This is a genomic window from Escherichia sp. E1130, assembly GCF_005781065.1.
Classification (GTDB): domain Bacteria; phylum Pseudomonadota; class Gammaproteobacteria; order Enterobacterales; family Enterobacteriaceae; genus Escherichia.
On the sequence record NZ_VATL01000024.1, the window covers coordinates 20643 to 46331 of the forward strand.

Consider the following 25689-nt stretch of genomic DNA (forward strand, 5'->3'; position numbering starts at 1 on the left):
ACCGGGCATAAATATGCCCGGTAAGTTGTTATCAAAGCGTTGCTATCCACCCCATTTGCATAAACCATTCGGTTACAGGGGCAAGAGTAAACTCGACGCAGAGCAGTCCGACGAGAGTCAGTACGAGGGTATAAGGCAGGGCCATCCACACCATGCGGCCATAAGAGAGGCGAATCAATGGCGCGAGTGCGGAGGTCAGCAGGAACAAGAATGCAGCCTGTCCGTTCGGTGTAGCGACGGAGGGCAGATTGGTCCCGGTGTTAATAGCGACCGCCAGCAGCTCGTATTGCTTCAGGGTGATAACGCCACTCTCCATAGCTGCCTTCGCTTCGTTGATATAAATCGTCCCCACGAAGACGTTATCCGAAATGGATGACAGCAGGCCGTTGAAAATATAGAACAGTGACAACTGGGCGTGTTCCGATGCCTGTAGGACAAAATGAATAATTGGCGAGAACAATTGCTGGTCGATAATCACCGCAACTACCGAGAAAAAGACCGTCAACAATGCGGTAAACGGAAGTGATTCGGTGAAGGCTTTGCCGATAGCGTGTTCATCAGTCACACCGGTCAGTGATGTCGCCAGAATGATCACAGACAAACCAATTAAGCCAACTTCTGCCAGATGTAGTGCCAGCGCGATAACCAGCCAGACGCCGATGGCGGCCTGGACAATCAGGCGAACTTTATCCTGGCGGGTACGCTGTTGGCGGCTTTGATCGTCAAACTGCTGCAGCACTTCGCGGACTTTCTCCGGCAGTGTTTCACCGTAGCCAAACCAACGCATTTTTTCCACCAGCAGGCAGGTTAACATGCCGCCGATCAGGACCGGAACGGTTACCGGCGACATGCGCAGAAAGAAATCGCCAAAATGCCAGCCAGCGGCTTTGGCGATAATCAGGTTTTGCGGTTCGCCTACCATAGTCATCACGCCGCCTAATGCGGTACCGACGCCCGCGTGCATCATCAGGCTACGTAGAAAAGCACGGAACTGCTCCAGCACCACCTTGTAATGTTTGTCGATATGGCTGTCGTCTTGCAGGTCGGTATCTTCCGTGCGGGAAGAGGCTACGCGGTGATAAATACCATAAAAACCGACAGCGACGCTGATCACCACCGCCACGACGGTTAAGGCATCAAGGAACGCGGAGAGAAATGCTGCCGCAATGCAAAAAGAGAGCGACAACAGCATTTTGGAGCGAATGCTTAACAGCAAGCGGGTAAAAATGAACAGCAATAGCTGTTTCATAAAATAGATCCCCGCAACCATAAACATCAGTAGCAGCAAAACCTCAAGGTTTGCAGCCACCTCTTCCCGAACATGTCCTGCGCTGGTCATGCCAATAAATACGGCTTCGATAGCCAACAGACCACCTGGCAGTAGCGGATAGCACTTCAGGGCCATTGCCAGCGTGAAAATAAATTCCGCTACCAGCAGCCAGCCAGCAACAAAAGGACTGACGAGAAAAATGAGCGGGTTAATAATTAAAAAAATGATGAGGGCAAGTTTGTACCAGTCGGGTGACTGGCCTAAAAAATTGCGCCATAACGCGCGGCCCCAGGAGATTTCCATGATGGTTTCCCTTACCTTAGTAATAATCAATGATGTTTTTATGTTTAAGCGCAAAGCTTAACGGTCGGGCAGGAGTGAGGCAAGTATTGATGATCAAGGAGAAAGAGATGCAGAAAATGAAGCCTTGATCCCTTTTTTCTTCTTTTTGTCTGCTATCAGCGTGATTAGCCCTCTGGTATGATGAGTGCAACTTTGTTTTGCTGTGTTATGGAAATCTCACTATGGTCATTAAGGCGCAAAGCCCGGCGGGTTTCGCGGAAGAGTACATTATTGAAAGTATCTGGAATAACCGCTTCCCTCCCGGGACTATTTTGCCCGCAGAACGTGAACTTTCAGAATTAATTGGCGTAACGCGTACTACGTTACGCGAAGTGTTGCAGCGCCTGGCGCGAGACGGCTGGCTGACTATTCAACACGGCAAACCGACGAAGGTGAATAATTTCTGGGAAACCTCCGGGTTGAATATTCTTGAGACGCTGGCGCGACTGGATCACGAAAGTGTGCCGCAGCTTATTGATAATTTGCTGTCGGTGCGTACCAATATTTCAACCATTTTTATTCGCACCGCGTTTCGTCAGCATCCTGATAAAGCGCAAGAAGTGTTGGCAACCGCCAATGAAGTGGCCGATCACGCCGACGCCTTTGCTGATCTGGATTACAACATTTTCCGCGGTCTGGCGTTTGCTTCCGGTAACCCAATTTACGGTCTGATCATTAACGGGATGAAAGGGCTGTATACGCGAATTGGTCGTCACTATTTCGCTAATCCGGAGGCGCGCAGTCTGGCACTGGGCTTCTATCACAAGCTATCGGCATTGTGCACTGAAGGCGCGCATGATCAGGTTTACGAAACAGTGCGCCGCTATGGGCATGAGAGTGGCGAGATATGGCACCGGATGCAGAAAAATCTGCCGGGTGATTTAGCCATTCAGGGGCGATAATCCCTTCCGTTTAAAAAGCAAACCCCTCAAACGAGGGGTTTTTTGTTGTTTTTACAGATTACCCATTCTTGGCGGGCAACGTTCCAGCAACTCGACGCTGCCGTCTTCGTTTTGCTGTTCGAGCATCACATCAAATCCCCACAGGCGATGCACATGCTTCAGCACCTCTTTACGCCCCCGGTCCAGCGGAGCGCGGTTATGCGGAATGTAGCGCAGCGTCAGTGAACGGTCGCCGCGTAAATCCACGTTCCAGATCTGAATATTCGGCTCCAGATTACTTAAGTTATATTGCGACGATAACCGGTTACGGATCTCCCGATAACCTTCCTCATTATGAATGGCAGAAATTTCCAGATAATTATGGCGATCGTCATCCAGCACGGTGAAGAAGCGGAAATCACGCATCACTTTCGGTGACAGGAACTGGCTAATAAAACTCTCATCTTTGAAATCACGCATCGCAAAATGCAATGTTTCCAGCCAGTCAGAACCGGCGATATCCGGGAACCAGTATTTGTCTTCTTCCGTCGGCGACTGACAAATCCGTTTAATATCCTGGAACATGGCGAAACCAAGCGCATACGGATTTATTCCGCTGTACCACGGGCTGTTATAGGGCGGCTGGAAGACCACATTGGTGTGGCTGTGCAAAAACTCCAGCATAAAACGTTCCGTTACTTTCCCTTCATCATACAGATGGTTAAGGATGGTATAGTGCCAGAAGGTCGCCCAGCCTTCATTCATCACCTGGGTCTGTTTTTGCGGATAAAAATACTGGCTCACCTTTCGCACGATGCGCAGGATTTCACGCTGCCATGATTCCAGCAGTGGGGCATTTTTCTCCATAAAATAAAGCAGGTTTTCTTGCGGCTCGGAAGGATAGCGGCGCGCTTCGGCGACTGTTTTCTCTTCTTCGCGCTTCGGCAGGGTACGCCACAGCATGTTGACCTGACTTTGCAGATACTCCTCGCGACTTTTCTGCCGGGCTTTTTCCTCCTGGAGAGAGATTTTTTGCGGACGTTTGTACCGGTCCACGCCGTAGTTCATCAGGGCATGACAGGAGTCCAGCAGCTTTTCTACTTCATCAACGCCATAACGCTCTTCGCACTCGGTAATATATTTACGGGCAAAAATCAGGTAATCGACAATGGAACTGGCGTCAGTCCAGCTGCGAAACAGGTAATTGTTTTTGAAGAAAGAGTTGTGACCATAGCAGGCGTGTGCCATCACCAGCGCCTGCATGGTAATGGTGTTCTCTTCCATCAGGTAAGCGATGCACGGGTTAGAGTTAATGACAATTTCATAGGCCAGCCCTTGCTGACCGTGCTTATACAGACGTTCGGTTTCGATAAACTTTTTACCGAATGACCAGTGCGGATAGTTAATCGGCATGCCGACGCTGGAGTAGGCATCCATCATCTGTTCCGAAGTGATCACTTCAATCTGGTGCGGGTAGGTATCCAGCCGATAGAGTTTCGCCACCCGGTCTATCTCTGCAAGGTAAACATCCAGCAGGTCGAACGTCCAGTCGGGTCCATCGCTCAAACGTGTGGTGTCCTTATTCATAGAATCGATCGTCGCCATACGCGCACCTCATTGTTGTCGGCGCTCTCTGTGTGGAACGCCTCATTTCAAGCATAGAACACCTGTTAAAAACCGCGTCGCCGGAGAATTTTTTTCTTTGCGATTTCTTATTATCGGAGTGCCAATAATTAGCGTCTCAACGGAATTTTCTGCTGGATAAAAAGCACGTTCAGCAGGAGATGCCAAAGACAGCATATTCCCGCTGTGTCAGGGAGATGTGAGCTGGCTCACCATAAAAAACCCATATGTTGAATAATATTTTCAACTGAGTTATCAAGATGTAATTAGATTATTATTCTTTTACTGTATCTACCGTTATCGGAGTGGCTATGCGAGTTGTCATACTGGGAAGTGGTGTGGTAGGCGTTGCCAGCGCCTGGTATCTGAATCAGGCAGGACATGAGGTCACCGTCATTGATCGGGAACCGGGGGCGGCTCTTGAAACCAGCGCAGCGAATGCCGGGCAAATCTCCCCCGGCTATGCCGCGCCGTGGGCAGCACCAGGCGTGCCTTTAAAAGCGATTAAATGGATGTTTCAGCGCCATGCGCCGCTGGCCGTTCGTCTCGACGGTACGCAGTTCCAGTTGAAATGGATGTGGCAAATGTTACGTAACTGCGACACCAGCCACTATATGGAAAATAAAGGGCGGATGGTGCGCCTGGCGGAATACAGCCGTGATTGCCTGAAAGCATTACGCGCAGAGACAAATATCCAGTATGAAGGTCGGCAGGGCGGGACGCTGCAACTGTTCCGTACCGAACAACAGTATGAAAATGCCACTCGCGATATCGCCGTGCTGGAAGATGCTGGTGTGCCGTACAAATTACTGGAATCCAGCCGCCTGACGGAGGTGGAGCCCGCGCTGGCAGAAGTGGCGCACAAACTGACTGGCGGTCTGCAACTGCCCAATGACGAAACCGGAGACTGCCAGCTGTTTACCCAGAATCTGGCGCGGATGGCGGAGCAGGCAGGGGTTAAATTCCGCTTTAATACGCCAGTTGATCAGCTGCTTTGTGACGGCGAACAAATCTATGGCGTGAAGTGTGGTGATGAAGTGATTAAGGCCGATGCGTATGTGATGGCGTTTGGTTCTTACTCGACGGCGATGCTTAAAGGCATTGTTGATATTCCTGTATATCCGCTGAAGGGGTATTCCCTGACCATTCCAATTGCGCAGGAAGATGGCGCGCCGGTATCCACCATTCTGGATGAAACCTACAAAATCGCCATTACCCGTTTCGATAACCGCATCCGCGTTGGCGGAATGGCGGAAATTGTTGGCTTTAACACTGAACTGTTACAGCCGCGTCGTGAAACGCTGGAAATGGTCGTTCGCGATCTCTATCCGCGCGGTGGTCATGTCGAGCAGGCTACTTTCTGGACCGGTCTGCGCCCGATGACGCCAGACGGCACGCCGATTGTTGGTCGTTCACGCTTTAAAAATCTGTGGCTGAATACCGGTCACGGTACGCTCGGCTGGACGATGGCTTGCGGTTCCGGTCAGCTGTTAAGCGATCTGCTCTCGGGGCGCACGCCTGCTATCCCGTATGAGGATTTAAGCGTAGCGCGCTACAGCCGTGGATTTACGCCATCACGCCCGGGCCATTTACATGGCGCGCACAGCTAAGGAATCGAGATGACCAGACCGATACAGGCCAGCCTCGATCTACAGGCATTAAAACAGAATCTGAACATTGTCCGCCAGGCCGCGCCGCATGCGCGCGTCTGGTCGGTGGTAAAAGCGAACGCGTATGGGCATGGTATTGAACGTATCTGGAGTGCGCTCGGGGCGACTGATGGCTTTGCCTTACTTAATCTGGAAGAGGCCATTACCCTACGTGAGCGCGGCTGGAAAGGGCCGATCCTCATGTTGGAAGGTTTTTTCCACGCCCAGGATCTGGAGATTTATGACCAGTATCGCCTGACTACCTGCGTTCACAGTAACTGGCAGCTCAAAGCGTTGCAAAACGCGCGACTAAAAGCACCACTGGATATTTATCTTAAAGTGAACAGTGGAATGAATCGGCTGGGCTTCCTGCCCGATCGCGTGTCCACCGTCTGGCAGCAGCTGCTGGCGATGGCGAATGTTGGCGAAATGACCCTGATGTCGCATTTTGCCGAGGCCGAGCATCCTGATGGGATTACCGAGGCGATGGCGCGTGTTGACCAGGCGGCGGAAGGGCTTGAGTGTCGACGTTCGTTGTCTAACTCGGCCGCGACGCTGTGGCATCCGGAAGCGCATTTTGACTGGGTGCGTCCGGGGATTGTTTTGTATGGTGCATCGCCGTCCGGTCAGTGGCGCGATATCGCCAATACCGGATTACGTCCGGTAATGACGTTAAGCAGCGAGATTATTGGTATCCAGACGCTAAAAGCGGGAGATCGTGTGGGCTATGGCGGTCGCTATACCGCGCGCGATGAACAGCGAATTGGCATTGTTGCCGCCGGATACGCTGACGGTTATCCGCGTCACGCGCCAACCGGTACGCCGGTTTTAGTCGACGGCGTACGCACCATGACGGTAGGGACTGTCTCGATGGATATGCTGGCGGTCGATTTAACGCCTTGCCCGCAGGCGGGTATTGGTACACCGGTTGAGCTGTGGGGCAGAGAGATCAAAATTGATGATGTCGCCGCCGCTGCCGGAACCGTTGGCTATGAGTTGATGTGCGCGCTGGCGTTACGTGTGCCTGTTGTGACGGTGTAACTTGTTGTAGCCGGATGCGACCAATGTCGTATCCGGCGATACAAGACGGATCAAACTTAAGATTCGGCTTCTTCCTCCGCTACCCGAACGCCAATCTTCAGCACTTCATTATCTTCTTTCTCGGCCACCGTCCAGATCATCCCGGCAAACTCCACCTGATCACCGACAACCGGAGCCGCGCCTAACAATTGCTGGACAATTTCCCCCAGCGTTTGCTGTTTATCGCGATACTCCCGACCGTCTTCCAGACCATATATCAGCGCCACATCGGCATATTTGGCACTGGCTTCAAGAATGAAGTCACCAAAGAAGCGTTGATCCAGCGCGACTGGCGGTGACTGGCTGAACAGTTTACCGAGCGCCGGGAGATCGCGTTCCCGACCAATCACGCACAAGACGTCGCCTTCACGCAGTCGGGTGCTGCCAGTGGGATGAAGCAATTGGTTATCACGAAATAGTGCCGCAATACGCGTCTCTTTTGGCATATGCAGATCGCGCAGCGCCGCGCCCACGCACCATTTATCGGCACTCAACTGATAAACAAACTGTTCCCACGGGTTTTCCGGATGAATATCAAGGCCAACGCGTGATACCGGGCGTCCGACGGGCGGAACCACCACTTTGGCTTTTTTCGCCGCCCACGAGAGCGACGTTCCCTGTAACAACAGCGAAACCAGAACCACGAAGAAGGCGACATTAAAGAACAGCCGTGCATTCTCCAGGCCCGCCATCATCGGGAACACCGCCAGGATAATTGGCACCGCGCCGCGCAGCCCGACCCAACTGATAAATACGCGCTCGCGCAAATTGAAGCCACGGAACGGCAGCAATCCGGCAAATACCGAAAGGGGACGAGCGAAGAAAATCATCCATGCGGACAAAATGAGCGCCGGAATGGCAATAGGCAGTAAGTCGCTTGGGTTAACCAACAGCCCAAGCACCAGGAACATGGCGATCTGCGCCAGCCAGGCGAGGCCGTCGAAATTCTGCAGAATGCCGTAGCGGTTGCGAATAGGGCGATTACCCAGCAGAAAACCGCACAGATACACCGCCAGAATACCGCTACCTTCCAGCGCAGTGGTTAATGAGAAAATCAGAATACCGCCGCTTAATGCCAGCAATGGATATAATCCGGCAGGCAGGGCGATGCGGTTGATCATTTGCAGCAGTAAATAACCGCCACCAAGACCTATTACAATGCCCAGACCAAATTGTTGCAGAATATCGACAATGAACATCCAGCTAATATTGCTCTCATGATGCTGGATCATCGCAATCAGGGTAATGGTCAGAAACACGGCCATCGGATCATTACTGCCGGATTCTATTTCCAGCGTCGAGCCAACACGTTCGTTAAGCCCCTTGCCGCCAAGCAGAGAAAATACCGCAGCGGCATCCGTGGAACCGACAATGGCGCCGATTAATAAGCCTTCAATCAAATTGAGATTAAACAGCCACGCCGCCATCATGCCGGTTAAACCAGAAGTAATCAGCACGCCCACCGTCGCCAGTGACAGCGCCGGACCTAACGCCACGCGAAATGAACTGGCCTGGGTACGCATCCCACCATCGAGCAAAATAATCGCCAGCGCGAGGTTACTTACCATGTAAGCAAAAGGATAATTATCAAACGGGATGCCGCCGACGCCATCAACCCCCGCCAGCATGCCGATCGCCAGAAAAATAACCAGAATGGGAATGCCAAGACGGGAAGAAAATGAACTAAGTAAAATACTGCTGGTGACAAGGATGGATCCTAAGATGAAAAGGCTAATTATTGTTGTGGCATCCAACGGTCGGTTACTCCTGATTACGCTGTCTCTTATATAAACCCTACCATATTAGCGGCAGAAACAGCGTTTTACTTAGCCCTGAAACGTGATTTTTTTACACTTTAAGAACAGGATGACCACTAATCGTCAACTGTGTGCCTTCCTGGGTGTGATTAAGGATGGCATGTGCGCCCAACGGCAGCGTAACTGTGCGTTGTTCATGACCAAAATCGAGGCCAGTTATGAGTGGAATAGACAGGCGGGAACGCAAGAACGCGTACACCGACTCCAGGTTGTAACCCGCGTCATAATTATTGGGCGTGCTACCACTGAAGCTACCGAGGATAATCGCCTTCTGACGCGGTAAAATTCCGGCATGATAGAGCTGTAACAGCATACGTTCGACGCGGAAAGGGTGCTCGTTAATATCTTCCAGCACCAGAATACCGTTCTCAATTTGCGGCATCCACGGCGTACCAATCAGCGAAATCAGCATCGCGAGATTGCCTCCCCACAACGTGCCTTCGGTCCGACACGTCGGGCCTTCCCCTTGCCATTCAATGGTGAATGTTTCATTGCGTAATGCCAGCCAGAAATGGTGCTCGGTAAAGGCGTTCAGCTCTTCCGCGCCAAAATTCGCCACCAGCATCGGGCCGCTAAAGGTGATGACATTACCCTGGGTCAGCAGTCCACACTGGATGGCTGTGAAATCGCTATGCCCGCAGATCAGCAACGGATTATGTTGTTGGCGAGCAACCAGCGCCTGCCAGTCAATATCCGCCAGTAAGCGGCTGGCGCCGTAACCGCCGCGAACCGCCAGTACGATAGTGTTGGGTGATGTCAGCCCTGCAAGGGAATTAATATCCGCCAGACGCTCCGTTTCCGTACCTGCAAACCGCTCACAGCGACGGGCAATGACCTCTACGTTATTGACCTGATGACCCGCATCCATCAGGCGTTGAATACCGCGCTGCGCGGCGTGCTGATTAATGCAGTAACCCGACGGGGCGATTAAGTGAAACTGAGACATGGCAATTCCTTGCTGACAACAGAAACGAATTGTATATCATGCCGCTTAGGTGTGCCGTTGTCACCTCAACGGCGATTCCAGGCTATAAGGATAGATGAAGTGAAATTGAGATGGTTTGCCTTTTTGATTGTGTTATTAGCGGGTTGTTCATCAAAACATGACTATACGAATCCTCCGTGGAACGCAAAAGTTCCGGTACAACGTGCAATGAAGTGGATGCCAATAAGTCAGAAAGCCGGTGCTGCCTGGGGTGTCGATCCACAATTGATCACGGCGATTATCGCTATCGAGTCGGGCGGTAACCCGAACGCGGTGAGTAAATCGAATGCCATTGGTTTGATGCAGTTAAAAGCCTCCACGTCCGGACGCGATGTTTATCGCCGTATGGGCTGGAGTGGTGAGCCGACGACCAGTGAGCTGAAAAATCCAGAGCGTAATATCTCAATGGGGGCAGCTTACCTGAATATTCTGGAAACCGGCCCGCTGGCAGGTATTGAAGATCCGAAAGTACTGCAATATGCGCTGGTAGTGTCATACGCTAACGGGGCAGGCGCACTGCTACGGACTTTCTCCTCAGATCGGAAAAAGGCGATCAGCAAAATCAACGATCTGGACGCTGAGGAGTTCCTCGATCACGTCGCGAGAAATCACCCCGCGCCGCAGGCTCCACGCTATATCTACAAACTCGAGCAGGCTCTGGACGCAATGTAACTCAGTCGCGTACTTTGTCCGCTTTCTCACGGGCTTCCCGCTCCAGTGAGAAAATAATTCGCTGTAATTGCCGCTCCACCGTCGGGCTGACGTTAAGAAAACGAAAGCTCAGACGGGGAGTGGAGACGGTTTCATTTTTACCATCAATCAATTTACGCTCGCTGATCGTCAGTAACTGGGCATCAAAGTGAAAAATGCCCCATTGTCCCATGTTGACTTCAATCTGTGCGAAGCGCATGCCTTCTTGCAATCCGGCAGGCTTTGCCGTTTCCAGTAATGCGCCCATGCCGCCTAACGACAAATCATACAGGCGAAAACGTAACGTGCTGTTATCCGCCAGTTTGGTCTGGCAAAAATAAGGCGGATGGAGCGGGGCGGAGATGCGGAAATATCTGCGTCGCTGCACAAACCATAGCGCGGGAGGTGGTGCGGTAATAAAGGCCGGAAGCTGCAGGTATTCACTTTGCTGTAATTGTTCAACCGTAAACTCGACTTTCGCACCCTGAGTTTCGGCGGTAATGGTAATGTGCCGCGCCTTAAGCACGGTATTGTTGTCTTCTGCTTGACTGCCGTAATCCAGCACCAGCTTATCCGAGGTTATTGCCAGTATTTTGCTGATCAGTTGACCGTCACTCCAACTGATACGCAAGGGAATTGCGGCTTTATGCAAATCGCGTAAAACGCCCAACACTGCTAAAGGATTTTGTTTCAGGAACTGCTCATGGTAGTGACTCACGCGGAAAAACTCCTGACCGACAAACTGTCTTTGGTTTATCGGTAGCAATTAACAAAACTTTATACAAATGAGAATTTTTTTTACATATTGGCTGCAAATCAACCGCCAGACGCCCAACATCAAACTTACCCTTGCCTATACTTAGAGCGTTGACGTAAGCATTTCTTGCGTCCTGTTCATAGAAACGAGGGCCTGAACATGGGAATTATTGCCTGGATTATTTTTGGCCTGATAGCCGGCATTATCGCCAAGCTAATCATGCCGGGGCGTGATGGTGGTGGATTTTTCCTGACCTGTATTCTCGGGATAGTCGGTGCGGTGGTCGGCGGCTGGCTGGCGACCATGTTTGGCATTGGCGGCTCCATCAGCGGTTTTAATCTGCACAGCTTCCTGGTGGCGGTAGTGGGAGCTATTCTCGTTCTGGGCGTATTCCGCCTCCTGCGAAGAGAATAAGATTTTCATAAGGCGGATAGCGATACAGATGCCGCTATCCGCTTTCACATCAGAACGTATACTCGACACCTGCCCAGAAATTGCGACCTTCTTCAATAAACCCTTCACTGTAGGCATATTGGGTATCAAACAGGTTATTGATCGACGCATTGACGCTGAAGCCATGACCTAAGGCGTAATCGGCTCGAATGTGGGTCACCGCAAAACCGGCGGCTTTTTGTGAACCGTCACTGTTGCTGTAGCTGGAGGAACGCGCCTCTTCCGACAGTGTTACGCTTAACGGCTCCCACGGTTTGAGAGTCATCCATGCGGTCATTGTCTGCGTTGGCAGATCGGTTATCTTGCCGATGTCTTTGCGTTTGGCGTCAGCGTGGATCAGGGCGTAGCTCAACCCTACATCCAGTATATTGCTGATTTTCCCCTTAATACCGGCGTCCAGACCGCTGTAATCCACCGTGCCGCTGTTCTGGTTTTGAATGGTATCGGCATCGATATTGTGCGAGAGGATGGCATCACTCACCCGATTATAGTAAACGCTGACCTCAAATCCCCAGTCGCGCGTGAAGGCACCATTCCAGGTTAAATCTACCCCGCGTGCGCGTTCCGGCTTGAGCTGCGGGTTAACAATCGCTATCTGGTTATACGCTGGTTTGGACGTGGTATAGCGTTCTTTCAGCGTCGGAAAGCGTGTGCGGTCATAGTACGAAAGCGCCAGCGTGTCTTCATTGGCAAAGTGGTATTTCCCCATCACCTGCCAGTTAAAAGCTGACTGATTGTTGTCGTCATAATGGGTGATGCTGCCATCGTTCTCATGTTTTTTCGCTTCTACGCTATCGCGCCAGTCATAGCTGATTCCCGCCACGACATCGACATTATCGGCGGCAGCCCATTGATATTCACTGGCGAGCGACCAGGTGCGATCTTCATAGCGATCGTAAGCGGCGTGCGGCGCACCTTTTTCCCGGTGTACGTCATCTTTCCAGTTAACGGCAAACGACAGCAGATCGTTTTCACGCACATCGGCTGCCAGTTGTAATCCGGCACCGTCGCTGTAATCGGAATAATGGCTGTAGCTGCCTTTTTTATTTTTCAAATCAGCCAGCGAGTTGTACATCATCAGCGTATTTTCAAAGGTGTCGCGATACAGCCGACTTTTCAAAGTAAAACGCTCGTTTAGCTGGGTCGTTCCCTGATAATAAAAACTTTCTTTGTCATACTCCGGCCACTGCCAGTAGCGTGATTTCTGACCACTGTTTCCGCTGTATGGCGGGTTATCTTTTTCACCATCCTGCTTAATGTAAGTCAGTGTGTATTCATCGTTTTCGCGCGGTGTAAAACCGAGCTTCACAATGCCGCGTTTATCATCAGCCGATGAATTAATCATCTTGCCGTGTTTGCCTGCAATATCGTTATTCACACCATGCGGCAGGCCGAGAAAATCCTGCTTTAGCTGGCTACCGCTGACTTGCAAATACCCCAGATCGCTGCTGGCGGCAAATGAAGCATGCATATCGTAGGCATTGTCCTGGCTACGGCTCCATCCCTGGCGATATCCCAGACTTGCGTCCAGAGGTTTCGTTGGCTTTTGGGTGGTGATATTAATGGCACCGCCCATCTGATTAGGCCCCTGAAGCAGCGACGAATACCCTTTGGAAACTTCGACCGCGCCCAGATTGTTGGTCAGAATCCGCGCCAGATCGAGGTTGCCGTCATAGGGAACATAAATCGGCACGCCGTCGAAATAGACCGGTACCTGACGGCTATCAAAACCACGAACTTTGACCTGTTCTTCGTTGCGGCTGCCTGACTTTTGCAGCACTACGCCAGGGACGACGCTTAATGCCTGAGCGACATTCTGCTTATCCAGGGCCTTCATGGTGGGGTGATCGAGAACGGTGGTCGTCGTCGATGATACCGGACTGGACCATACGGTCAGCGTGTCGCTCTCCTGAGCCGCTACGGCCTGCTGGGTAAAGGCAAGTGATAGTGCTGTGCAGAGATAACGTTTTTTGAGTCTCATAGAATAAATTCCGTTTAACAAAGAATTAAAAAGAGGCTGCGGGTTGCAGACTGACTTTGATGTCAGCCGGTGCCGCGTAATAAGGCGCGGAAGTAATAAAAAGGCGAATGCCGCAGTCGAGGTAATTTTTGAGTGTCGTCAGATTAATTCCGCCGGTCAGAGCCAGCGTGCAGTGGGGAGCCAGCGACGACGCTATTTGCGCAATTTCAGTTGCCTGCTGCGGACTAAATTTGTCGAGCTGAAGTACGTCTGGTTGCGCGCGTAACGCGGCGATAGCCTCTTCAGACGTGTCGGCTTCAACAACAATTTTCTTCTCGGGGGCGTGGCGACGTAACTGGGCGATTGCGCCCGACCAGTCCTGATTGTCAGCAAGAAAATGACGGTGGTTGGCGAACAATAATATAGTTTCCGCACATCCGGCACGGTGAATCAGCCCGCCAGCGGCAATGACAGCTTGTGTTGCCAGCAACCGGGTTCCAGGGATAGCTTTTCGGGTGCAGGCGATATTGCCGTCAGGATAACGTTCACGAAGCAACGCCAGCATTTGCGCGAGATACTCTGAGACGCCGCAACTCCACTCCAGTACGTTCTGGACCGCTTTCCATCCCTGATGAAGTGCAGCAGCGTCGCCGTGGGCATGGATCAGCCGCTGACCTGCATCCGCTTGTGAACCGTCGCTGACCGCGTCATCAATGGTTAACCCCAGCGTGGTTAACATCTTACACGCGACAGAAACGCCGCTGACGCAGCCGCCCTGGCGGTGAAAAAACGCAATATAGCCAGGCTGGTGTCCAATATTTAATGCCCGCGTGGTCAGGTCACCGCCCTGGATATCTTCCAGAAGTAACGCATCGATTTGTGCCTGAGAAATGAAGATCATCGCAGTGCCTCCGGCGGCACGCTATCCCACCAGATGAGCGCCCAGTCGCGGCTGGCAGGGGCGAGGGCACGAGCATCTTGTTGTTGATACCAGCGATATAACCGTTCACGCTCATCGTCGTTAAGCGCGCCAAGACTCCAGCTGACGTTCTGCTCAAAACGTTCCCAGGTGCTGTTATCCTGTTGGCAATTTTGTCCACGGATAAAATCGACGTGAGCATAAATTCCCATTTGATACAGGACGTTGAGCGCAAAGATATAGTTGGGTAATTCGATCACTTCCCGACCTGCCGCCCGCTGAATGGCCGGGGAGACGAACGAGGTGCTGACCAGATGGGTGGTGTAGACGCGCAGCCGTGCCTGATTATTCAGTTTGCTCATTGCCTGGCGCATATCAGCCACCAGTGTGGATCGGGAAGCCACGGCAATATCGCAGCGTGGCAGGTCACTCCAGTCCTCTTCCCAGGCGCGCTGGATCCAGTGGACATTGTCTGCCTTCAGCGCGGCGGCGCGGCGGGCGGCAACGTTCAGCATCCCCTGACTGTAATCAACGCCATAAACCGTAGTGAGTTTGTCAGCCAGCGCCAGCGATACGGTACCTGGTCCGCAGCCCATATCGAATAAGGTCTGCGCGCCTTGCAGGTCAATTTTAGCGATCAGTTGTTGCAGGTAGCTGTCCGTTGGCGAGGCACAATTTTCAGCCATTTTCTCCGCCCGTTGATCCCAGTGATCGGGCGTTTTTTCTGTGCGGTGAGCTAGTTTGAGTTGCTGCAGATAAAGGTCTGCAAAATCAATATCATCAATGAGCATGATTGTTCCTTAGCGGCTAATTGCAGAGAGGTGATGATGAATTTGGTCGGCAGAAACCCGATACAGGGCCGCCAGTTTGTTCGTTGTTAACTGTTCGGTCGGTAAGCCTTGTGTTACTCGTCCATCTGGCTCTACCTGGATAATGCTGTCGGCAATGGCGTTGGCATGGAGCGGATGGTGAGTCGACATTAACATTGTCATGCCGTTATTTTTTAGCTGCGCCAGCGTGTCCAGAAGTTGGATCTGATGACCGAAATCGAGGCTGGAGGCGGGCTCATCCAGTAACAACAAGCGCGGTTGTTGGACGAGTGCACGGGCGATTAAAGCCAGCTGGCGTTCACCACCGCTAAGGGTATTCCAGCGTCTTGTCGCCAGATGCAAAATACCCAGCTTTTCCAGTTGTTCCGTTGCTTTCAGGCGTTCTTGCTTACCGGGAAGGGAAAAAGCGCCCATGGTGGGGGCCAGGCCCATCAACACCATATCCAGCACACTGAAAGCAAAAATACCGTCGTGCGCCTGCGGTACCCAGGCAATTGCTTGCGCGCGCTGGCGATGGCTAAGTGTCTGAACAGGGATGCTATCCAGTAAGATCTCGCCCTTTAATAACGGAATAACGCCAAGAATGGAGCGCATGAGTGTGGTTTTGCCGCAACCATTGGCGCCAAGTAGACAACAAATTGTTCCTTGCGACAGGGCGAAGGAAACGTCGCTTAGCACCGGATGGCGGGAGTAACCCAGAGACGCATGACGGACGGCAAGCAAAGTCACTGGCGACCTCCGCGTAACAACAAAAGCAGGAAAAACGGTGCGCCAACAAAAGCGGTCAGAATGCCGAGCGGGATTTCTGTTGTCCCAATGCTGCGCGCCAGCGTATCGGTAAGCAGGAGCAGAATCGCGCCAGTACACATTGCCATGGGCAACTGTTGCTGATGGTTATGACCGGTCAACAAGCGGGCAATGTGCGGAACGACCAGACCAACCCAACCAATAATGCCCGCTATTGCTACCGTGCTGGCGGTGATTAGTGTGGCGCAGACAATCAATCCTAATCGCAGACGCGCAACATTCAGCCCCAGCGAACGGGCTTCGTCATCAGAAAGCGTGAGTAAATTCATGCGCCAGCGGAGGAATAGCAGAGGAACGGTGCCAGCCAGAATGAGCGGTGCCGCGTAGTAAAGGTCGCGTAAGGTTACCGTAGACAGGCCACCGAGTAGCCAGAAGGTAATCGAGGGCAACTGGGTATAGGGATCGGCCAGCGTTTTAATTAGCGATATCCCCGCTCCACACAGCGTTCCTAACGCAATGCCGACCAGCACCAGCGTGAGCACCGGATCGTGACGAGTCACCCGACATGTAATCAGCCAGACGCCCGCGACCACCAGCAGACCGCCGAAAAATGCATAGAGTTGGATGTAAGCTATCGATAATCCCCACAGGATTGCAGCGCAAGCACCAAGTCCGGCACCGGCGGAGACGCCTAAAATATCCGGTGAAACTAAGGGATTACGAAACATCCCCTGATAGGTGGTTCCGGCGCCTGCCAGCGCAGCGCCCAGTAACAACGCCGCCAGAATGCGCGGCACGCGGATTTGCCAGAAGACAATTTGTTCCTGCACAGGAACATCTTCTTGACGAAGAATTAGCGCCAGCAGTTGCTGCATATCGAGATGATAAGCCCCATTTACGGCGGCAAAAGTGATACTGATAGCTGCCAGCAGCAGAATACATCCGTTCGCGGTTCTCATTAGCTCGCCACCATTTTTTGATAGTCGGCGTCACTTAATGGGCAATGCCAGAACAGTTGAGCGTAACGTTGCATATCGTTTTTAAACTGGCTGTTGACTGCGGGATCCAGCCAGGCGTGGAGTCTGCGCAATCCCAGAAGACGGTTGATTCCCGGCGGGGCATCCAGCCAGCCGAAAGGCAAGCCACTCAAAAACAGGATGCGATGTTCCGCAACGGCTTTTACGCCCTGCCAGAGAGGATCGTTACGGATAAAGTTTGCAGTCACAGCATCCTGAACCAGAATAATATCCGGCTGCCAGCGCAGTAGATTTTCCATGGAAACCTGTGCCAGGCCATGGCGATCGGCGATTTGCGCGACGTTGTGCAAACCTAATAATTCCGCCGCCTCGGTATGCAACGAACCCTGTAAGCCCGTTTCCAGCCCTCGGGGACCGCGCGCAGCATAAAAGCGGAGGTTAGCGGCGGGTGAGGTGGAGAATGCCTGAGCTTCACCGACGAAGCGGCTGGCGAGATTGGCTTGTTCTGCGGTGCGGTGCTCTTCGCCTAATGTTTTGCCCAGCGTTGTTAACTGTTCTGCCGATTGCTCCAGTTTCCCATTAAGCAATAACCAGGGGATTTGTGTCTGTTCGCTAACCTGCCGTGCCTGGGAGAGCCAGGTTTCATCCGTATTGCCGCAATCAACGACCAAATCGGGCTGCAATGCCATAAGCCCTTCCATTGAAAGCGAACTGGCGCGCCCGGCGAGTCGTCCAAGTTTAGGTAAATGACGTATTGCCGGAGTTAATGGAATTGCCGCCTCGCGAGCAAAGTCAAAAGAAGAAAAACCGACCAGTTTTTCTGGCGCGACAGCCAGCAAAAGCAGATCGGCAGGCGCACCGGCACTGACAATACGCGTAATTTTTTTGGCTTCAGGAAGCGTCAATGAGGCCCAGAATTTAACTGATTGTGCAAAGGACGGCAGATGATGCAGGAACAAGGTAGACGCAAGAGCCTGCGTAAACATCCGTCTGGTTAGTGACATAAGTAATATCCTGACAATTAAAACCGCTATATATTTACATATATACCGATAAAGATCATGTTTGATGTCAAGATTTGTCTAAAGAAACAGAATGATCTGCTTATTTGCTAAACAACGCTTTGTTCAACAAGAAAATTGTCAGGGAGAATGCGTGAGTGGCGGAAAAATATAAATAGAAGAGTAATGATTAATAAATTGATAATGTAAAATTAATATCTTCTCTGATATAAGAAAATTAAGACATAGATCGTATAATAATCGATGTTTGGTTTTTCGTGGAAAAAAAGAGCAATGCCAATTTTATGAGCGCAATGGCATTGCCCGATATACAGCAAAGTTAAGACGTAGGTTCCGCTTCTTTTTGTTTAACCGGCTGTGTGGTTGATTTACCGGTCGGACGCGTTGCCGGAACGTTGTCACACGGTTGTTCTTTCGGGCAGATCAAATCGAGCATTTTCAGCGTGACGCCATTGGTCCAGCCAAAGCCATCCTGCAACGGGTATTCGCCACCGCCGCCACCTGTTCCGGTGGTACTGACATCATATTTCTCGACCAGCTTCTTCTCCCGGTCATAAGTGTGCTGAACATTGGTCAGGAAGTGCCAGCTAATGTCCATCGCCACCTCGTTCTGCCCGTAGTTTTGCAACCCTTCGGTCGCGACCCATTGCAGCGGAGCCCAGCCATTTGGCGCATCCCATTGCTGTCCACTTTTAACCGATGTGGTGTTCAGTCCGCCAGGTTGCAACAGATGTGTTTTAGTGGCAGCAGCCATTTTGGTCGCGCGATCTTTTGCCGCTGCATTGACATAAAGCGGGAACAGGGCGGCGGCAGTTAACTGATTGCGTACTTTATCGCTCTTCAGATCATAGTCGGCATACCAGCCATGTTGATCGTTCCACAGGTATTTTTCGATCCCTTTCTGACGGGCGTCGGCGAGCGTTTCATATTGGCTGGCCATCGCGTTATCCCCGGCAACTTTACTGGCGCGGGAGAGAATTTTCTCCATCTTATACATCAGACTATTGAGATCGACCGGTACGATGCTGGTGGTGCGTAACGTATTTAACTGCTGCGGGTTGTCCATCCAGCGTGAACTGAAATCCCAGCCAGACGCGGCGGCAGAACGCAGATCGCGGTAAATTTCAGTGGCAGGGCGGTTCGGATTACTTTTGGCGGTGGCAATATCTTCTACCCACGACTCCGGGCGTGGCGTATCGTGGTCATCCCAATAGCGGTTAAGAATAGTGCCATCCTTGAGTTTAACAACGCGTTTTTCCTGTTGCCCGGCCTGCAGGTTTTCAATACCGTCCATCCAGTACGCGTACTCTTTTTGCAGTTGCGGCAGATATTGTTTCAACGCGTCGTCACCTTCATGTTGCGCGAGTAACTCTACCATCAAGGCAAAAAAGGGCGGCTGCGATCGGCTCAAATAATAGCTGCGGTTACCGTTTGGAATATGCCCATAAGTATCTATTTCATGACCAAAGTTTGCCACCATGTCCGCCACTTTATCCCAGTGACCGCTTTCGGCAAGCCCCAGCATGGTGAAGTAACTGTCCCAGTAATACACTTCGCGAAAACGACCTCCCGGCACGACATAGGGTTTCGGCAACGGCAACAGAGAATCCCATTGTTCGGTACTTTCGGTAGAACGGGTTAACACCGGCCAAAGTCCGTCAATGTGTTCGCGCAGTGACTGCCCCTTTGGAGGCACATATTTTTCTCCCTCTTTCGGCAGGGTGAAATTGACGTTAACGAAATGGCGCAGATCGAACCCGCTCTGATTCTGCTGCATCCGGTAGTCTGCGAGGATCATTAATGGATCGCTGTTAGGAATGGCATCGGCAAAAGTTTTTTGATCAGGAAAAAGTTTGGCGTTTTGCACATCGTTAAACAGAGGGCCTAACAAAATATCAGGCGATTGTGGCGTCACCGGTGTTTCTTCTGCCTGTGCAGATAGCGCGGTGGCACACAATAATACGGCAGCAGGTATTAACGCCACTTTCTGCGAGCGACGAGGGACAAGTGGTTTCATCAATCATTCTCCTTTGGCGATACCGAACAAAACGGTATTCAAGTATCAGAAAACCTTAGTTCAGGATCGCCGTAAGAGCATGATTGAAATCTTTTTCTGCGAACTGACAGACAAATCTAATTTAACTCTGATGCCTGAAGCATTGTGCTTTTACATCTAGCGTTAGCGTCTCTTCAGGTTGAATCGAATACAGCTTCTCTCCCTGCTGACAAATCCAGCCAATACCCAGTTCACGGGCAATTAGAGCGCTGTGGGATACCGGACTTCCGGCACTAAGGCAGATGCCCTTAACGACTGTCGGATCCAGTTGAAGTACCGTGGAGGGATAAATGTTCTCCGCCAGTAAAATGGTCGGCGCGCTAAACTGAGGGAGTTCTTCTTTTGTCTGTGTCAGGTGGAGCAGGGTGCGATGCAGAAGATCGTCCACATCAATATAGCGAGCCTGCAAATATTCATCATCAATCTGCTGGTATTGCTGGCTAAGTTCTTTAAGAACCTGCTGCCAGGCATACTCCGCCGTGCAATGTTCATGCTGAAGGAGTTCGCTTGCCGCTACCCGCAGTTCAGGATCGTCTAATAGTGTATGGTGGCCGGAAAAAATTGCTGCGATATCGTCGAGCCCGCTTGCTTCTGCCTTTGCCGTTAACGTCATCAGATCTAACAACGTGAAGTCAATTGCCTGGCGTAACCGTTCCTGTTCTTCTTCCACGCTCAGTGATGATTTTGCCTGTACTGTGCATAAAACCGGTTGATAATAAAAGGCTTTGCCTGTGACAGGCGGAACTGGACGCAGAGTTGGCGGTGCTATCTCTTCCATTTCACCAAAGTTATCTTCAGCCAACTGGCGAAAAGCGGCTAACGCCTCTTCAGCCTCTGGCCCTTTTGCAATCAGGCGCAGCGTATCGTTACAGCGGACTTGTAACAGCGCAATCTGGTTAATACTCTCCGGTGTTACGCACTTACCGTTTTTCTCCAACAACATGTCTGCATTAAATGTCGATAAGGTATAGACCAGTCGGGAGGCTGGACGGACGTGGAGTCCGTTACGGTTTTTAATCACCACTGCCAGAGAACGGGCTTCTTCATCGTGCGAGGGGCATATGTCGGAGATTTCAGTGGCGGATGATGGTAAACCCAGTTGTTCTCGTTTGGCTTCCAGCGCATGCATGGCGTCATGGATGACTTTGTCGATATCCGCCCCCGAGGCTGCGCTGACGGCGGCTGCTAACGTTCCTTCGACCAACGGTGCAGCGCACAAACGTACCCTCGCGGCGATCTCTGGCGCCAGCAATTCCAGTGCGGTTTCTGCACTCAATAACGCACTACCCATATCCATCATGACCAACACATGGTCGGCATCGGCAACGGATTCGATGGCTTCCATCACTTTGACGGCATCTGTACCGATGGGATTCTGCGGATCGTCAATTCCTGCGGCAATGGCGATTTTACAACTATCGCCCATTAACATCTGGCGAGCTAATTCACCGACACCTTCTCCCAGTCGGGCGCTATGTGAAACTATGACCAGGTTTACCATCACCAATTCCTTACTCTTTTGCGGCTAACGCCAACATTTGCATCATAAACATCACGGAGGTTGCACCAGGATCCTGGTGACCAATACTGCGTTCACCGAGATAACTGGCGCGGCCTTTGCGGGCTTGCATCGTAATCGTGCTTTGTGCGGCGGATTCCGCGACGCTACTGGCGGCTTCGAGCGCCGCCGGAACAGAAAGGTTTTGCTCACTGGACTGGCGTAACGACTCAACCACCGGCCCCCAGACATCGCACATGGTTTTATCGCCTGGTTCTGCTTTCCCCCGGCTGATTACGCCGTCTGCGCCATCACGGAACATCTGATAAAGCTCTATCAACGTCAGGCTTTGACGTGCCTGAGTTGCCTGTGCCGCACGGATAAAGAACGTACCGAACAGTGGGCCGCTGGCACCGCCGACGCTGGAAAGCAACGTCATGCCGGTATTCTTGAGAATGAAACCGATGTCTTTATCCGCGATGGCAGGGAGTTTTTCCACCACTTTGCTAAAGCCACGATTCATATTTAGCCCGTGGTCAGCGTCGCCGATTTCACGATCCAGCCCGGTAAGATAATCGCTCTCTTTGCTGAAAATTTCTCCACAGCGAGTGAGCCAGGTAACAATTTGAGTTCTGCTCAGTGACATGGTTATCTCCTTATTTACCCCAGTTAAGCGCCGGGGTGTGGACCGGGGCGTCCCATAACGCCAGCGTTTCGTCATCAACTTTCAGTAAGGTGATGGAAAAACCGGTCATGTCCAGTGAGGAGCAGTACGCGCCGATTAAATTGCGCTCGATAGTCAAGCCAGCTTGCTGGCAACGCGTGGTCAGGCGGTTATAGACGCCATACAGTTCAGAAAGCGGTGTCGCGCCAAGATTGTTGACCAGCGCAATCACTCGATCGCCAGACTGAAGCGGTTGTTTAGTTTGCGTCTCTTCCTGCCAGCTACCTTGTCGATAATCCCAGAAGCGCAGCGTGCGGTGGTATGTGCCATTTTCCAGCAGCGTGTCGAACATTTCATCGACAGTTTGATCAAGAGAGGAGAAGGGGCGGCGGTCAATACCCGGCTCACCATGAATGCCAACACCAAATTCCATTTCATTATCTGCCAACGTAAAAGAAGGTTTGCCTGCAGCAGGAACGGTACAGGCACCGAGGGCGATACCAATAGAGTGGCCCTGATTGTTCAACTTACGCCCCAGTTGTGCACAAGCCTCCAGTGAGTCGCCGCGTTCTGCCGCTGCGCCAACAATTTTTTCAATTAATACTGTATTGGCAACGCCGCGCCGCCCGGCGGTATAAAGACTGTCTTTTACTGCAACGTCGTCATCAATGACCACGGTGGTCACTTTTACGCCACTATCGTGCAGTAATTCGGTCGCTGTCTCGAAGTTAAGAATATCGCCGGTATAATTTTTGATAATCAGCAGTACACCTTCGCCACCATCGATTTGCATGGCACATTCAAAAATTTTATCGGGCGTCGGTGAGGTGAATATTTCGCCCGGACACGCCCCCGAGAGCATACCCTGGCCAATATAACCACAGTGCATGGGTTCGTGTCCGCTGCCGCCGCCCGACAATAACGCCACTTTTCCTGCAATTGGCGCATCGGCTCGGGTGACATACACCGGATCCTGATGCAGTGCCAGCGAAGGATACGCTTTCGCCAGTCCCGCCAGTTGTTCGTTCAGTACGTCTTGCACATCATTGATCAATTTTTTCATTATTTTGCTCCAGCAATTAGGGTAGGGCATGGATGATGTTCAACGACACGGCGACCACTGACTGCCGATAAATCCATTGTGCATCAGGGAGGGGAAAAGAAAATTAACCCAAATTATGTTTCACAATGAAACATATGCTTTAATAAATGTTCCATAACGGAACAATGCCGAATCTGGATAAGTAAATTTGCGATGCGGAACACCTTTTTGTCATAAGGGCAGCAAATATGAATGACGGTTTTAACAACCAGCAACAGAGCGTATCTCCCTTGATAGCAGCATCCTGGGAGCGATGCCGCAAGCTGATGAAACGGGAGTCATGGAGCGTACCGCATCAGGCTCGGGGCGTGACATTTGCTTCTATCTATCGGCGTAAGGAAGCGATGCTGGCACTCGGGCAAGCGGCACTGGAAGATGCCTGGGAATATATGGAATCGCGGGCGTGCGGACTGTTCATCCTTGATGAAACCGCCTGCATCCTTAGTCGTTATGGCGATCCACAAACGTTGCACCAGCTTAGTGTCCTGGGATTCAATGACGGCACGTATTGCGCAGAGGGAATTATTGGTACTTGTGCGCTATCGTTAGCGGCTATCTCCGGTCAGGCAGTGAAAACGATGGCCGATCAACATTTCAAGCAGGCGCTATGGGATCGGGCATTTTGTGCGACGCCACTGTTTGACAGCAAGGGCCGATTAACGGGAACGATAGCGCTGGCGTGTCCGGTTGAGCAAACCACCGCAGCCGATTTGCCGTTGACGCTGGCAATTGCGCGTGAGGTAGGAAATTTACTGCTGACAGACAGTTTACTGGCTGAAACAAACCGGCATTTAAATCAGCTTAACGCCTTGCTGGAAAGTATGGATGATGGCGTGATTAGCTGGGATGAGCAGGGTAATTTGCAATTTATCAATGCCCAGGCGGCGCGTGTTTTGTGTCTGGACGCGACGGCAAGTCAGGGAAGGGCGATCACTGAGCTATTAACGCTACCAACCGTATTGCAACAGGCAATAAAGCAAGCTCATCCTCTCAAACATGTGGAAGCGACTTTTGAAAGTCAACACCAGTTTATTGATGCGGTCATTACCCTTAAACCGATAATTGAAACGCAAGGGACCAGCTTTATTCTGTTGCTCCATCCGGTAGAACAGATGCGGCAGTTGATGACCAGTCAATTAGGAAAAGTCAGCCATACCTTTGCTCATATGCCACAGGACGATCCGCAAACCCGCCGGTTGATCCATTTTGGCCGCCAGGCGGCGCGCAGCAGTTTCCCGGTGCTACTCTGTGGAGAAGAAGGCGTTGGCAAAGCACTGTTAAGCCAGGCCATTCACAATGAAAGCGAGCGTGCGGCGGGTCCCTATATCGCGGTTAATTGCGAGTTATATGGCGATGCGGCGCTGGCGGAAGAATTTATTGGTGGCGATCGCACGGAGAATGAAAATGGTCGTCTGAGTCGGTTGGAACTGGCACATGGCGGCACGTTGTTCCTTGAAAAGATTGAATATCTGGCGGCAGAGTTACAGTCTGCGTTGCTCCAGGTCATCAAACAAGGCGTCATCACAAGACTGGATGCGCGGCGTTTAATACCCATTGATGTCAAAGTGATTGCCACTACAACAGCGGACCTGGCGATGCTGGTGGAGCAAAATCGCTTTAGTCGCCAGCTTTATTACGCGCTTCATGCATTTGAAATTACCATCCCTCCTTTGCGGATGCGGCGCGACAGTATTCCGGCGCTGGTGAATAACAAATTACGCAGTCTTGAAAAACGCTTCTCTACGCGTCTGAAAATTGATGACGATGCGCTTACTCGCCTGGTTTCTTGCGCATGGCCTGGCAATGATTTTGAACTTTACAGCGTCATCGAGAATCTTGCGCTGAGTAGCGAAAACGGACGCATTCGTGTCAGTGATTTGCCGGAACACCTGTTTACTGAACAGGCGACAGATGATGCCAGCGCTACACGCCTTTCTACCAGTCTGTCATTCGCGGAAGTTGAAAAAGAAGCGATTATTAACGCGGCCCAGGTTACTGGCGGACGTATTCAGGAAATGTCGGTTTTACTCGGGATTGGTCGCACTACGCTGTGGCGAAAAATGAAGCAATACGGCATTGATGCGAGTCAGTTTAAGCGCCGTGGATAGCGGGAAAGTAGGCACTCTCCCGCGTATGACTTGCTAATTAATAGCGACCATGACTGCCATGATTTGGCCCACCATTTGAAGGTGGCATTGGCTTACCGGAAGCCGCAGGGCCACGCGGGCCATCGTTGTGGCGGTGATGATGGTGAGGAACACAAGCACTTAACAGGCTCGCAAAGACAATTGCTAACAGACTGAAGGTAAATGTTTTTTTCATGACAAACTCTTGAACGGTTAATGCACTGTGATTGTTATCACATAA

At 51.6% G+C, this 25689-nt stretch carries 22 protein-coding genes; 6 read left to right on the forward strand and 16 right to left on the reverse strand.

The features are described from left to right. Positions 1-31 precede the first annotated feature (31 nt). Positions 32-1573, reverse strand: coding sequence for a Na(+)/H(+) antiporter NhaB (gene nhaB, locus FEK66_RS20575; protein WP_130259690.1), 1542 nt, complete (start codon positions 1571-1573; stop codon positions 32-34). Positions 1574-1794: 221 nt separating this feature from the next. Here nhaB and fadR point away from each other — a divergent pair, with 221 nt between their 5' ends. Beyond that, complete coding sequence (gene fadR, locus FEK66_RS20580; RefSeq protein WP_130205625.1) at positions 1795-2514, forward strand: fatty acid metabolism transcriptional regulator FadR; 720 nt, start codon at positions 1795-1797, stop codon at positions 2512-2514. A 51-nt stretch (positions 2515-2565) separates the two neighbouring features. On the opposite strand, the gene FEK66_RS20585 is transcribed toward fadR, so the two are convergent. Beyond that, entirely contained in the window at positions 2566-4098 is a 1533-nt protein-coding gene (locus tag FEK66_RS20585) for a SpoVR family protein (protein WP_130205627.1), read from the reverse strand. A gap of 329 nt (positions 4099-4427) precedes the next feature. On the opposite strand from FEK66_RS20585, the gene dadA reads away from it, so the two are divergent. Together dadA and dadX are read left to right on the forward strand one after the other, a co-directional pair. Then, entirely contained in the window at positions 4428-5726 is a 1299-nt protein-coding gene (gene dadA / locus FEK66_RS20590; protein ID WP_135493798.1) for a D-amino acid dehydrogenase, read from the forward strand. 9 nt (positions 5727-5735) lie between these two features. Further along, complete coding sequence (gene dadX / locus FEK66_RS20595) at positions 5736-6806, forward strand: catabolic alanine racemase DadX (protein WP_135493800.1); 1071 nt, start codon at positions 5736-5738, stop codon at positions 6804-6806. Positions 6807-6862: 56 nt separating this feature from the next. Here dadX and FEK66_RS20600 read toward each other — a convergent pair whose 3' ends face one another. Both FEK66_RS20600 and ldcA read right to left on the reverse strand, forming a co-directional pair. After that, positions 6863-8599 carry a potassium/proton antiporter gene (locus FEK66_RS20600; RefSeq protein ID WP_064528688.1) on the reverse strand — a complete coding sequence of 579 codons (1737 nt, stop codon included), beginning with the start codon at positions 8597-8599 and terminating at the stop codon, positions 6863-6865. Between the two features lie 94 nt (positions 8600-8693). After that, positions 8694-9608, reverse strand: a complete 915-nt coding sequence (gene ldcA / locus FEK66_RS20605; RefSeq protein WP_130205635.1) for a muramoyltetrapeptide carboxypeptidase — start codon at positions 9606-9608, stop codon at positions 8694-8696. Positions 9609-9707: 99 nt separating this feature from the next. On the opposite strand from ldcA, the gene emtA reads away from it, so the two are divergent. Further along, on the forward strand, positions 9708-10319 hold the full coding sequence (emtA, locus tag FEK66_RS20610) for a membrane-bound lytic murein transglycosylase EmtA (protein ID WP_130259693.1): 612 nt from the start codon (positions 9708-9710) through the stop codon (positions 10317-10319). Between the two features lies 1 nt (position 10320). On the opposite strand, the gene FEK66_RS20615 is transcribed toward emtA, so the two are convergent. Beyond that, positions 10321-11055: a flagellar brake protein gene (locus FEK66_RS20615; RefSeq protein WP_135493802.1), complete on the reverse strand. Its 735-nt coding sequence runs from the start codon at positions 11053-11055 to the stop codon at positions 10321-10323. A 198-nt stretch (positions 11056-11253) separates the two neighbouring features. Between FEK66_RS20615 and FEK66_RS20620 the strand changes: the two genes are divergently transcribed. Continuing rightward, a complete protein-coding gene (locus FEK66_RS20620) occupies positions 11254-11508 on the forward strand; it encodes a GlsB/YeaQ/YmgE family stress response membrane protein (RefSeq protein ID WP_000511315.1) in 255 nt (84 codons plus the stop codon). Between the two features lie 49 nt (positions 11509-11557). Here the strand turns inward: FEK66_RS20620 and FEK66_RS20625 are convergent, their stop codons facing one another. From FEK66_RS20625 to dhaK, 10 genes are all read right to left on the reverse strand, one after another. After that, a complete protein-coding gene (locus FEK66_RS20625) occupies positions 11558-13528 on the reverse strand; it encodes a TonB-dependent receptor (RefSeq protein WP_135493804.1) in 1971 nt (656 codons plus the stop codon). Between the two features lie 25 nt (positions 13529-13553). Then, positions 13554-14408 carry a ModD protein gene (gene modD / locus FEK66_RS20630; protein WP_135493806.1) on the reverse strand — a complete coding sequence of 285 codons (855 nt, stop codon included), beginning with the start codon at positions 14406-14408 and terminating at the stop codon, positions 13554-13556. Next, complete coding sequence (locus FEK66_RS20635; RefSeq protein WP_130222835.1) at positions 14405-15217, reverse strand: class I SAM-dependent methyltransferase; 813 nt, start codon at positions 15215-15217, stop codon at positions 14405-14407. The genes modD and FEK66_RS20635 overlap by 4 nt, the downstream gene beginning before the upstream one ends. 9 nt (positions 15218-15226) lie before the next feature. Then, positions 15227-15985 (reverse strand): ABC transporter ATP-binding protein, encoded by a 759-nt coding sequence (locus FEK66_RS20640; protein ID WP_135493810.1) that lies wholly within the window; start codon positions 15983-15985, stop codon positions 15227-15229. Further along, positions 15982-16962, reverse strand: coding sequence for an iron ABC transporter permease (locus FEK66_RS20645; protein ID WP_135491169.1), 981 nt, complete (start codon positions 16960-16962; stop codon positions 15982-15984). The genes FEK66_RS20640 and FEK66_RS20645 overlap by 4 nt, the downstream gene beginning before the upstream one ends. Next, positions 16962-17984, reverse strand: a complete 1023-nt coding sequence (locus tag FEK66_RS20650) for an iron ABC transporter substrate-binding protein (protein ID WP_130205651.1) — start codon at positions 17982-17984, stop codon at positions 16962-16964. The genes FEK66_RS20645 and FEK66_RS20650 overlap by 1 nt, the downstream gene beginning before the upstream one ends. Positions 17985-18321: 337 nt before the next feature. Next, the gene (locus FEK66_RS20655; RefSeq protein WP_130205653.1) at positions 18322-20019 is read right to left on the reverse strand and encodes an alpha,alpha-trehalase; all 1698 of its coding nucleotides are present in this window, start codon (positions 20017-20019) and stop codon (positions 18322-18324) included. A gap of 121 nt (positions 20020-20140) precedes the next feature. Next, a complete protein-coding gene (gene dhaM, locus FEK66_RS20660; protein ID WP_130205655.1) occupies positions 20141-21559 on the reverse strand; it encodes a dihydroxyacetone kinase phosphoryl donor subunit DhaM in 1419 nt (472 codons plus the stop codon). 10 nt (positions 21560-21569) lie between these two features. Then, positions 21570-22202 carry a dihydroxyacetone kinase subunit DhaL gene (gene dhaL / locus FEK66_RS20665; RefSeq protein WP_130205657.1) on the reverse strand — a complete coding sequence of 211 codons (633 nt, stop codon included), beginning with the start codon at positions 22200-22202 and terminating at the stop codon, positions 21570-21572. A 10-nt stretch (positions 22203-22212) separates the two neighbouring features. Next, the gene (dhaK, locus tag FEK66_RS20670; RefSeq protein WP_135493812.1) at positions 22213-23283 is read right to left on the reverse strand and encodes a dihydroxyacetone kinase subunit DhaK; all 1071 of its coding nucleotides are present in this window, start codon (positions 23281-23283) and stop codon (positions 22213-22215) included. Between the two features lie 227 nt (positions 23284-23510). Here dhaK and dhaR point away from each other — a divergent pair, with 227 nt between their 5' ends. Continuing rightward, positions 23511-25430, forward strand: coding sequence for a dihydroxyacetone kinase operon transcriptional regulator DhaR (gene dhaR, locus FEK66_RS20675; protein ID WP_135493814.1), 1920 nt, complete (start codon positions 23511-23513; stop codon positions 25428-25430). A gap of 37 nt (positions 25431-25467) precedes the next feature. On the opposite strand, the gene FEK66_RS20680 is transcribed toward dhaR, so the two are convergent. Next, a complete protein-coding gene (locus tag FEK66_RS20680) occupies positions 25468-25644 on the reverse strand; it encodes a hypothetical protein (protein WP_165383448.1) in 177 nt (58 codons plus the stop codon). Positions 25645-25689: the final 45 nt, after the last annotated feature.